10 protein-coding genes are annotated in these 10719 nt (G+C 64.2%); 4 read left to right on the top strand and 6 right to left on the bottom strand.

The genetic code is table 11. From position 1 onward, the window contains the following. Positions 1-123 precede the first annotated feature (123 nt). Complete coding sequence (gene uvrB / locus EOA32_RS26185) at positions 124-3201, bottom strand: excinuclease ABC subunit UvrB (RefSeq protein ID WP_066994434.1); 3078 nt, start codon at positions 3199-3201, stop codon at positions 124-126. Between the two features lie 118 nt (positions 3202-3319). Beyond that, positions 3320-4573, bottom strand: a complete 1254-nt coding sequence (locus EOA32_RS26180) for a hypothetical protein (protein WP_128373262.1) — start codon at positions 4571-4573, stop codon at positions 3320-3322. Positions 4574-4691: 118 nt separating this feature from the next. Between EOA32_RS26180 and EOA32_RS26175 the strand changes: the two genes are divergently transcribed. Further along, positions 4692-5735 (top strand): CapA family protein, encoded by a 1044-nt coding sequence (locus tag EOA32_RS26175; RefSeq protein ID WP_128373261.1) that lies wholly within the window; start codon positions 4692-4694, stop codon positions 5733-5735. Positions 5736-5809: 74 nt separating this feature from the next. Here EOA32_RS26175 and EOA32_RS26170 read toward each other — a convergent pair whose 3' ends face one another. Then, the gene (locus tag EOA32_RS26170) at positions 5810-6334 is read right to left on the bottom strand and encodes a DUF2314 domain-containing protein (RefSeq protein ID WP_348632224.1); all 525 of its coding nucleotides are present in this window, start codon (positions 6332-6334) and stop codon (positions 5810-5812) included. A 250-nt stretch (positions 6335-6584) separates the two neighbouring features. On the opposite strand from EOA32_RS26170, the gene EOA32_RS40130 reads away from it, so the two are divergent. Together EOA32_RS40130 and EOA32_RS40125 are read left to right on the top strand one after the other, a co-directional pair. Continuing rightward, positions 6585-6740 carry a hypothetical protein gene (locus tag EOA32_RS40130; protein WP_245418775.1) on the top strand — a complete coding sequence of 52 codons (156 nt, stop codon included), beginning with the start codon at positions 6585-6587 and terminating at the stop codon, positions 6738-6740. Positions 6741-6758: 18 nt separating this feature from the next. Then, a complete protein-coding gene (locus EOA32_RS40125) occupies positions 6759-7073 on the top strand; it encodes a hypothetical protein (protein WP_245418776.1) in 315 nt (104 codons plus the stop codon). 56 nt (positions 7074-7129) lie between these two features. On the opposite strand, the gene EOA32_RS26160 is transcribed toward EOA32_RS40125, so the two are convergent. Beyond that, positions 7130-7651, bottom strand: a complete 522-nt coding sequence (locus tag EOA32_RS26160; RefSeq protein WP_128373260.1) for a hypothetical protein — start codon at positions 7649-7651, stop codon at positions 7130-7132. 829 nt (positions 7652-8480) lie between these two features. On the opposite strand from EOA32_RS26160, the gene EOA32_RS26155 reads away from it, so the two are divergent. After that, positions 8481-9419 carry a diacylglycerol kinase family protein gene (locus EOA32_RS26155; protein ID WP_128373259.1) on the top strand — a complete coding sequence of 313 codons (939 nt, stop codon included), beginning with the start codon at positions 8481-8483 and terminating at the stop codon, positions 9417-9419. 72 nt (positions 9420-9491) lie between these two features. On the opposite strand, the gene EOA32_RS26150 is transcribed toward EOA32_RS26155, so the two are convergent. Next, on the bottom strand, positions 9492-10415 hold the full coding sequence (locus EOA32_RS26150) for an NAD(P)-dependent oxidoreductase (protein WP_128373258.1): 924 nt from the start codon (positions 10413-10415) through the stop codon (positions 9492-9494). Further along, the coding region (locus EOA32_RS26145; protein ID WP_281015289.1) for an enolase C-terminal domain-like protein at positions 10412-10719 on the bottom strand (308 nt) is incomplete at its 5' end. The genes EOA32_RS26150 and EOA32_RS26145, both read right to left, overlap by 4 nt.

Here is a 10719-nt window from a genome sequence, read left to right as displayed (position 1 = left end):
GGGCGGCAGGACAGAGCGGGGGCGCTGAAACTACCGATCTCCCCTCTTGTGGGCCCATTGTGGGCGAGATGTCCGGCAGGACAGAGCGCTGTCCCGCCGGCAACATATCAATCTCTTCAGAAATCAGTGCCCCGGCCGCCCAGTCTTGCTCGGCCGGCGCTTTTGACGGCGCTCATCGGCTGGGTCTTCGTAAGAGCCGATGCCAGAGCGCTGGCGGACGATGGGTTTATCGTCGCGTTCCTTCGCGCCCCCCTCTGTCCTGCCGGACATCTCCCCCACAAGGGGGGAGATTGGCCGTGGCTTCGTAGGCACCGTTCCTTCGACGGGTTTTTCGGTCCGGCGCACCGTCATCTCGTCGAGCGAGTTCTTGCGGAACAGCGACCCGGTGCGGTCGCCCGGGATGCCGAAGTCGGAGCCATGCGCTTCCTGCGCCGATTGCTTCTTGAACAGCGAACGCGAGACCGCGCCAGCTGGCGTCGGCATGTCGGTGCCCGGTCCCATGTCGTCGATCGACGGCTTGGCGAAAAGCGGATTCTTCACCGGCACCGCGCCGTCGGCGCCCATCTCGTCGAGATGCGGCTTGCGGAACAGGCCCTTGGCGTCGTCATCGACGGAGCGGTGCACCGCACGTCCCTTGTTGTGCCTGCCTTTCTCGCGGCCGGAAACCGGGCTTTCCATATCGGCGTAGCGGGCAAGCGGGTCGTCCGAGATGGACAGTTCCATCTCCCGCAGCCGCTTGATCTCGTCGCGGATGCGGGCGGCCTTCTCGAAGTCGAGATTGGCGGCGGCATCGCGCATCTGCTTGTCCAGCGCCTCGAGATGGGTTTTCAGATTGTTGCCGATCATGGCGCCGGCATCGTCGGTGAACTGCGAGATGTCGGCGCGCACGTGGTCCTTCTCGTAGACGGAATCGAGGATGTCGGCGATGCGCGACTTGACCGATTCCGGCGTGATGCCGTTGGCCGCGTTCCACTCCATCTGCTTCTCGCGGCGGCGGTTGGTCTCCGCCATCGCCCGTTCCATCGAGCCGGTGATCTGGTCGGCGTAGAGGATGACCTTGCCGTCGACGTTGCGCGCGGCGCGGCCGATCGTCTGGATCAGCGAGGTCTCGGAGCGCAAAAAACCTTCCTTGTCGGCGTCGAGGATGGCGACGAAGCCGCATTCGGGAATGTCGAGGCCTTCGCGGAGCAGGTTGATGCCGACCAGCACGTCGAAGGCGCCGAGGCGCAGGTCGCGCAGGATCTCGATGCGCTCCAGCGTGTCGATGTCGGAATGCATGTAGCGGACTCGAATGCCGTTCTCATGCAGATATTCGGTGAGGTCTTCGGCCATGCGCTTTGTGAGAACCGTGACCAGCGTGCGGTAGCCCAGCCTGGTCGTCTCGCGGATTTCGCCGACGACATCGTCGACCTGGCTCTTGGCGGGGCGCACCTCGACCGGCGGGTCGATCAGCCCGGTCGGGCGGATGACCTGCTCGGCGAAGACGCCGCCGGACTGGTCGAGCTCCCAGCCGCCCGGCGTCGCCGAGACGGCGATCGACAGCGGGCGCATGGCGTCCCATTCCTCGAAGCGCAGCGGCCGGTTGTCCATGCAGGAGGGCAGGCGGAAGCCATACTCGGCCAGCGTCGCCTTGCGGCGGAAGTCGCCGCGATACATGCCGCCGATCTGCGGCACTGTGACGTGGCTCTCGTCGATGAAGATCAGCGCATTGTCCGGCACATATTCGAACAGGGTCGGCGGCGGCTCGCCCGGCTGGCGACCGGTGAGATAGCGCGAATAATTCTCGATGCCGGCGCAGGAACCGGTCGCCTCGAGCATCTCGAGGTCGAAGCGCGTGCGCTGCTCGAGACGTTGCGCTTCAAGCAGACGGCCAGCCTTTTCAAGCTCTTGCAGGCGGTATTGCAGCTCTTCCTTGATCGACTTGATAGCCTGATTCAAGGTCGGCCGCGGCGTCACATAGTGCGAATTGGCGTAGATCTTGACGCTCTTCAGCTCGCCGGTCTTCTGGCCGGTCAGCGGATCGAACTCGGTGATCGCCTCGATCTCGTCGCCGAACATCGAGATGCGCCAGGCGCGGTCTTCGAGGTGGGCCGGAAAGATCTCGATCGTGTCGCCGCGCACGCGGAACGAGCCGCGCACGAAGTTGATGTCCTGGCGCTTGTATTGCTGGGCGACGAGGTCGGCAAGCAAGGCGCGCTGGTCGAGCCGGTCACCGACCTGCATCTGGAAGGTCATCGCCGTGTAGGTCTCGACCGAGCCGATACCGTAGATGCAGGAGACGGAGGCGACGATGATGACGTCATCACGCTCCAGCAGCGAGCGCGTCGCCGAGTGGCGCATGCGGTCGATCTGCTCGTTGATCGAGGATTCCTTCTCGATATAGGTGTCGGTGCGCGGGACGTAGGCTTCCGGCTGGTAGTAGTCGTAATAGGAGACGAAATACTCGACCGCGTTTTCGGGGAAGAATTTCTTGAACTCGGCGTAGAGCTGCGCGGCCAGCGTCTTGTTCGGCGCCAGGATCAGGGCAGGGCGCTGCGTTTCCTCGATCACCTTGGCCATGGTGAAGGTCTTGCCGGAGCCGGTCACGCCGAGCAGCACCTGGGTGCGGTCGCTTTGCTCGACACCCTCGACAAGGTCCTTGATGGCGGTCGGCTGGTCGCCGGCGGGCTCGAAATCCGACACCATCTTGATGGCGATGCCGCCTTCCGATTTTTCCGGCCGGGCAGGCCGGTGCGGCGTCCAAAGCTGGCCATCCTTGTGCAGCGGATTGCCGGATTCGATGAGCCTCGACAGTGCGGCGACGGTCGCGGTCACACCGCTCGAGGAAACCTGCTCGGCGTCCTCCAGGCTGATGTCGAGACCGGCCACCGGGTTGAGGCCGGCGGCGGCGCGTTCTTTCGCCGATGCCGCGCCGCCCATCGAGGTGCCGCGCGCCGTGCGCCCGGGCGCAGCAGAGCGCTCGGGGACCTTCCTCGGCGCTTTAGCCTTCGGCTGCTTTTGCGCCTCGCGCTCGATCTGCCCGGCCCAATCGGAGATCGAGCCGGTGAGAGGCGCGCCGGAGAACTCGCTTTGCGGTGCTTCGGCGAAGCCGCCGCGCTCCAGGGGCTCGGCGGCGTCGAGGAATTCGGTCAGCGGACTGCGCCGTTTCGGCGCGCCCTCTTGCGCCGGCGAGGGCGTTTTCTTGTCGGTGCGTTTGGCCATGGCCCGAATATGGGAGGACTCGGCCGAAATGGAAAGAGCGGAGTGAAATGGCGGGTGCGCGCTGCCGAGCCTGCTGACAGAAGGCTGTCAGGAGGCATGTCGCGCGCGCCGTTTCGTTTCAGTTGAACCACAGCGCGAATATCAGGAAGCCGGCGCCGCCGAACTCGCGCTGAATCTGATTGAAATCGTCGCTGGTGAGGATTTTTCCACTTTCGAGGTAAGGCGCGATGGCCGGGCCGGTGATCGACAGGACGAGGTCGAAAGGTTTCGGCTCGTCGAAGAAGCGCTTCATGTTGATGCCTTTGCCGATGACGCGGAAATGCGGCAGCAGCACGCGGCCTTCGAGAAGGTCCTCAGCCATGGTCAGGGCGGCAAGCCATGCCTGCACTTGCGCCTCGCCGACCTCGAGGCCGGTGAGCGGGTTGACGCCCTTCTGCTGCGGTCCCGGCAGCCATTCGCGGTCATTGTCGGTCTCGGCGCGTATCGCTTTCCAGTCCTCGCGCGAAAGCCGGATCATCTCCAGCAGGTGACGGCGCGCCGCCTTGCGGCGCTCCGGCTCGATCACCGGCCAGTTGACGAGATGCACCAGCGAGATGAAGTCGGCAAAGCGCCATTCCGAGGCGAAGATGCTGCCGCTCATGCCGCCATCCGGCGGGACCAGCGCGTCCTGCAGCGGCAGTTTCGCGTGCGGAAACAGCATGTGGAAAGAGCCGTCGAACATGGCTTTGAAATCATGCGCCAGCCAGAAATCGGCCTGCGCCATCAGGAACTCGGCGTAACCTTGCAGCCAGAAACCGTCGGCGCGGTCGAAGCGGAAGGTAAGCGAAGGGGCGGCATCGCTTGCGTCGACGCCGCCGCGTGAGAGCGAGGCCATGATCGCGGCGATGCTTTCGTCCGGCGCGATGCTGCCGTCCTCGTTGAGATCGATACCGGCATGAGCGAGGTCGACCACCATGCCGATATCGGCATCGGCGGGCACCGAGCCCAGCGTGGCGGCGGATTTCTCCAGACGGTCGCGGAAAGCGATCAGGATGGCGCGGAACTTTTCATAGGTCAGCGGCTCGGGACTGGGATTGTCCGGCACGGGCAGCCGCATCAGCGGTAGCATGAAGGATTGCGGGCTCTCGAAACCGTGCCGATGCAGACCGCTGGCCAGGATTTCCAGCGCGGTAAAGAATTCGCCGGCGCCGGCGGCATAGGCCGATGCCGGATCGCCCGGTGCCGCCGCCTCCAGTGCCGCCAAGGCAGTATTCCGATCCGCTACGGTCTTCGCCTCGAACAGGGCGGCCGGGTCGGGGCTAGCCGCTTTGGCGTAAGCAAACGGCAGGAGCAGCAAGAGTGTGAGTGCCACAAGGCCCGACAGTCGCTTCACGATGGATCCTCCCGTCCCAATCCCGCCAGCCACAATATACGGATTTGCGGCGCTTCGCCTGCAGCTTTCTCCTGTCGCGTAGACGGTCTACACACGATGGCAAACGGTTGGGCATCGCGTGTCGAATTATCCGCTCTCCTACAAATTGTCGTGGCTGCCGCGTTTTCTGAAGCCGTCGCTTGGCGGCGACAGAAACGGTTTCGCGGCGCCGGCAGCGACGCTGATGGTGCCGGGGCCAACGCAAACTGTGCGGCTTGCCTTCATCGGCGACCTGTCGGCGGTCGCCAATCGCAGGGTGCCGGAATGCGACCCTGCGATCGCGGCGCTGCTCGCTTCGGCCGATCTCGTGGTCGGCAATTGCGAAAGCCCGATCGTCGAGCGGCCGAGCGCGGTGGCGGGCACGCGGCTTGGCACGCATCACGCGATGAGCGAACGCTTCCTGGCGGATTCGCTGGCAGCCGTCGGCATTGCCCGTGACAGGCTCGTGCTGTCGCTCGCCAACAATCATGTCCTCGACCAGGGCGTTGCCGGCTTCGACGAGACGGTCGCGGCGCTGAAGCGGCTCGGCATCCGCACCATCGGCACCGCGGCCGGCGGCCCGGTCCAACGCCAGGCCGCCGGGCCGCTGACGATCGGCTTCGCCGCGTTCACGCTTTGGCGCAACGCTGACGAGGCCGAATTTCGGGCGCGGATTTCCATGGCGGGCGATCCGGCCGAATGGCCGCTCGGGATCCTCGCGGACGTCGACTTGCTCTGCGCGGCGCCGCATTGGGACTGGGAGTTCCGACATTTTCCGAGACCTGCGACGCGGGCACTGGCGCGACGGCTGGCGGGTCGCGGCGTCCGGCTGATTGCCGGCCACCACGCCCATGTCGTACAGCCGCTCGAGCGCATCGGCGATGCGCTCGTCGCCTACGGTCTTGGCGACTTCCTCGGCACGGCTTTTGCCAGGCAGCCATGGCCCGGCCGCATCGGTTCGATCCTGGTCGTCGACGTCCGCACGGACGCAGCCGCGCGAGGCAAGATTGCCGCTTACAAACTGCATTTCTTCATGCGCCTCGCCAAAGCCGGCCATGAGCAGCTGGTGCCGGTGGAGGCGCTGAAGGAGGAATTGTTGAAGCGGAAGGTTACCGAACGCCTGAGCGCGATCTTTTCCGGCTGACAGCCGACTGCTGACCGGGCCGACTGGCCGCGGCGAGCTTGCCGCAAAGGCAGCTGTAATGCCTTGGATGCAGTTCAGCAGTCGAAGCCGTATTGGGTGCGCATGTAATCCGCTTCTTCCTTGGACATTTTCTTGAACATCACGCAGACGGTGAAGCTGCCGACCTGATGGCCGTCCCTGGTGTATCCCCAGTCGCAGATATCGTCCTTGGAGAATTCGATGTTCTGGCCGAATACCACGTTGCGGACGAGTTTAGGCTCGTTCGCCAATATGCCGACAAAGCCGGTGGCGGTCCGCTTGAAGGGGATGACCCAGAAATGCTCCGTCGCATGTCCGTCGACCACCATGACCTTCAGCTTGAACCTGCCGGTTCCCGGCGGCGGCGCGTCGGACAAACCCAGGAAGTCGTCCAGGCTGGATCGTGCCTTTGCAAGCGCCGCCGCCATTTCGGCATCGTCCGGGGCTACCATCACCGTTTTGTCGTCACCCTGATCGGTGTCCTGCGCTCGAACAGGCAAGGGCGCGAGTGCCAGTAACAAGCTTAGTGTGGCGCGAACGGCAAAGGTCATGAAGCCCCCCAACTCCAGGTAGGCGCTCATCTTCCCGCATCGTGCCGGCATTATCAATCAGGCACTGCATTGTTCCGACGCGCCAGCGGCGGCCTTCGTCTGCAGCGTTCCGGTACCCCTATGGTTTTTGCCGGGTGGTCAGTCTATCCGTCACGAGCGGATGGTAACGGGAACGGAAGCGCTCTCGGTCGTCAAAGAGTCGAAAGCGCCGAGCGCCGAGAGGACAGGACATGCGAATGAAACTTGGTGCCACGGCGATGATCCCGGCGAGGATGCAGACGTGACCTTGCCCGGCGGTAAGAGGGCCAGGGTGCGGCTCGACCGCAACGACTTCGCCACTTTCTCCGGCGGCAGGTTTTCCTTTGTTCATCCGAGCAGCATTTCCGTCACCAAGACGGATCTCGGCGAGAGCATCACCCAATACCTCGCTGCCTAGGCCCTCGGCACCGTCGTCGTGGTGCAGGAATACGGCAAGATGATTCCGGTGTCGCTCGATCAACTGATGCTGCAGGAGATGACCAAGGAGTCGGTTCAGGCGGGCGCCACGCTGATACAGGAGCCGACGACCCGCAAGCTCGCCGACGGCAAGCAGTTGACCGGCATCAAAGCCACGGTGAAGACGCGTACCGACAAGGCCGATTTCGAGATCGTCGGCTTCGGTCTTGCCGATCAGGGGCTGCTGTTCATCACGCGCATCGGCGATCAGGACACCGCAACCGAGCAACCGATGATCGACAAATTCTGGCAGACGCAGAAGGTCAAACTGTAAGGCGCGCTGATATTCAAGTGCCTGGAATACCAGTTTCGTGCGCTTCCGGTGCTGGATTACAGCCCGCTCGGCACCAGTCCCGCCAGCCAGTTCGCCGATCGCTTTGCCATGTCCACCGTCGCGTTGGCCGCGCGGCCGAGATCGGTCTTGACCACGGCATAACCAGCCTTGGTGCGATAGAGCACGGGGCTGCCGCCGTCGACCGCGGCCTCGAAGGCAACAGGCCGCGCAGCTTCCGTCTGGCTGGCCGTCACCGTCGTGCCGACCGGGACGCTCGGCCGACGGCTGAGCTCGGGCGGCAGCGGGGCGATGGTTTCGACGACGCGGTTCGGCGGCCTCAGCTCCGGCCTTGACGCTTTGGCTGCGAGCTCCGAAGTCGATGCCGACCCTTTGGTGCGGCAGATGCCGGAAACCAGCGGATAATTGAAATTGCGCTGATGCAGCATCTGGCTCTTCATCGCCGCTTCGCAGTCGGCAATCGTCGCCCATTTGGCGGGAGTCTCGCCGATATACTCGCAGAGCTTGGCGTCGCAGTCGCAGCCGACAATGGTCATGGCGACAAGGGCGGTCTTGATCACGGTCTTGTCCCTTTGAACTTCGTTCCCAGGCGATCAATCGCCGGGGAACAAGGCGGGATTTGGCCGCGATTGTGAATTGAGAGTGTCGGCGCGTTGCTTGGCTTGCGACTGTGGCGGGGAAGCATCAGTGGCAGATGCTGGGGAGGTGCAGGACGCTGGGAAAAGGGCCGGTGAAAGGGCAGCCCAAAAAACAGTCGGCGCTGGGATTGCTCCCAGCGCCTCCCTGTCAGATCAGGAACCGGTTACGGCAGCAACTTCCGTAAAGTCGTCGCGCCAGGCCGGCCTTGATTTTGACGGTCCTGCCAGTCGCCACCCGAAGGCAGCGTCCGTTCCAGACCACGCCGATCTCCGCCCTTGCGGGCTTTGCCGGCGCACCATCGAAGGTTTCACCCGCCTTCATGGCAGCATCGGTCCGCCGTCGGCGTTCGCACGCTTTCCGCGGCACCCGTAGGTCTCGGCATCCGTCCCTCCAACAGGCGAACCTGCTCTCGTTCTGGTCCGTACGGGCCTCAGGAAATCCGCCGTGCGCTTCTGCCTTTCGGCCGGGGCGTTCGGTAGCCGCCTGAGATGGGTTCAATGTATGTCGGGTAAGGAATTTGCGGAATAGACGCGGACCTGTGGATAGCGGGATTATCGGGGACCGATGCGACAAGTCTCGGAATTTGCGGGCCGAACGCCTTAGACAGCCTGTCCCCATTTTCCGCGGTCCTTTCGAGGATGAGCCTTGCCCCGCCAGTCGGCCCGCGTTTGAATGCCGGCAAAGTGCTGTGGCGCTGCATCAGCCGAGTCGCCATGGACTTCCACGCAATATGCCTCGGGGGAGATCAGGTTGAAGGTCGGGGTGGTTCTCAATCCGATAGCGGGAGGGGGCAAGCTCAAGCGGCATTGGTCCGAAGCCGCCGCATCGCTCAAGAGGCATTTCGGCGATTTCGAGCTGCGCGAGACGCAGACCAGCGGCGACGCCGAACGATTGGCAATCGACCTCGCGGCCAGCGGGTGCGATCTGGTGATCGCGGCCGGCGGCGACGGCACCGCCAGCGAGGTGGCGGACGGGCTGCTGCAGGCAGAGCATGAGACCGGCCGAACCAGCGCGCTCGGCCTTTTGCCCTGCGGCACCGGTATCGATTTCGCCAGAGGGCTCGGCCTGCCCGACGAAATCGAGGAAGCACTGGCGCGTATCGCCGGCGCCGGCGCGCGCAAGGTCGATGCCGGCCGCGTCTGCTACATCGACGACCACGGCGCGCTCGCCAGCCGTCACTTCATCAACATCGCCAGCCTCGGCCTCTCCGGCGCCACCGATCGCGCGGTCAATGCGGACAAGCGCAGGGGCAGGGTCTCGGCCAAGGCGCTGTTCTTCTGGCGCACCGTGCTCGAATTCGTCCGCTATCGCTTCCAGGAGGTCAGGATCACCATAGACGACGGCGAGCCGGTCGAGGCGCGCATGGCGCTGGTGGCGGTAGCCAACGGGAAATTCTTCGGTGGCGGCATGATGATTGCGCCGGACGCCGATCTGTCCGACGGCCAGTTCGATGTCGTCATCCTGCGCGCCGCCGGCAAGCTTGGGCTGATCCGCGACATCCGTCTCCTCTATGGCGGGCGCCACCGCAACCATCCGGCGATCACCATCCTGCGCGGTCGCAAGGTGCTGGTCGAACCGCTAGGCGACGTTGAGAAGAACGGAGCGCTAGTCGACATAGACGGCGAGTCGCCAGGTCGGATTCCGGCAACTTTCGAGATATTGCCCGGCGCATTGACGCTCAGGTGTTGAATCACCTGCCTGAAGGTTTGATTCCGCCGGTGTGATTAGGCGATTGAAATAGCTGGCTAAGGTTTTGGCGGATTACAGTTCGAGCTTGGCCGGGAAGCCTGGCGCGCGAAGCTCCGTGCCGACCGCATCCTCCAGAAGCTTGACGATCTGGGTCGACCAGGCGCCACCGCCATGCTTCTGCCTGCCGACCTCGAAAATCTGGTTGACGAGTGGTGCCAGTTGTAGCGGCACGCGAAAATCCCTGGCCATGCCCAACGCGAAACCGAGATCCTTCAAAGCCAGGTCCATGGTGAAGCCGATGTCGTAGGAGCCATTCAGGATGAGCTGGCTTTCGGTCTCGTGGACGAAGCTGTTGCCGGAAGAGGCGACGATGGCGTGATAGGCCTGGGCGAGGTCGAGCCCGCCCTGGTTGGCGAGCATCAATGCCTCGCCGGCGGCGACCAGATGGATGAAGGCCAGCATGTTGGTGATGACCTTGATCACCGCCCCCGAGCCGACCGGTCCCATCAGGAACGATTTGGCGCACATTGCCTGGATCGCCGGCCGGTGGCGCTCGTAGAGCTCGGCGTCCCCTCCTACCAGCGCGGTGATCTTTCCTGCCGCCGCCAAGTGCACGCCGCCGGTGACCGGACATTCCAGCATCTCGACACCTTTCGCCGAAGCAAGTGCGGCCAGCCGCAGGATCTCGTCGCGGCCATTGGTCGACATTTCGATCCAGGTGCCGCCGGCGGCCAGGCCGTCCAGCAATCCGTCAGAACCGGCGAGCACAGCTTCGCTCACTTTCGGCGAGGGCAGGCAGGTGATCGCATTGCCGGCGCGGGTCGCGGCATCCGCCGGGCTCGCCGCCGCCGTAGCGCCGAGCGCGACCAAACGCGCAACCGCCGCTGGGTCACGATCGAAAACGGCAACAGCGAAGCCGTGGCGCAGCAGGCTGGCGGCAAGGTTGCCGCCGAGATGACCAAGGCCGATGAAGGCGTAGGCGAGGCGCGCGGTCACGGCATCAACGGCGTCTGCATCATCTGCAGATGCAGGTCCTTGCCGCTATAGGGGTGCGCCTCGCAGATTTCCTCGTTGAGCTCGACACCGAGGCCTGGCTCCTTCGACGAGATGACGTGGCCATCCTGCCATTCGATCTTCTTCTTGAGCAGCGTGGCGTGAAAACCGTCCCACTGCTTCAACGATTCCAGGATGAGGAAGTTGGGCAGAGTCACCGCAAGCTGGATGTTGGCGGCGCCGACGATCGGCCCGCAATAGCAATGCGGCGCGACCTGGATGTGGTAGGCCTCGGCCATGGCGGCGA

The sequence above is a fragment of the Mesorhizobium sp. M1A.F.Ca.ET.072.01.1.1 genome (genome assembly GCF_004023325.1).
Classification (GTDB): domain Bacteria; phylum Pseudomonadota; class Alphaproteobacteria; order Rhizobiales; family Rhizobiaceae; genus Mesorhizobium.
Note: the sequence above shows the minus strand (reverse complement) of the source record. Positions and strands in the feature narration are given on the sequence as shown.

What these genes read in the sequence shown, in the direction of transcription:
- EOA32_RS26170 (WP_348632224.1), bottom strand. Translation starts at nt 6,334, where the DNA reads ATGAGCGCCTACCTGGAGTTGGGGGGCTTCATGACCTTTGCCGTTCGC.
- uvrB (WP_066994434.1), bottom strand. Translation starts at nt 3,201, where the DNA reads ATGGCCAAACGCACCGACAAGAAAACGCCCTCGCCGGCGCAAGAGGGC.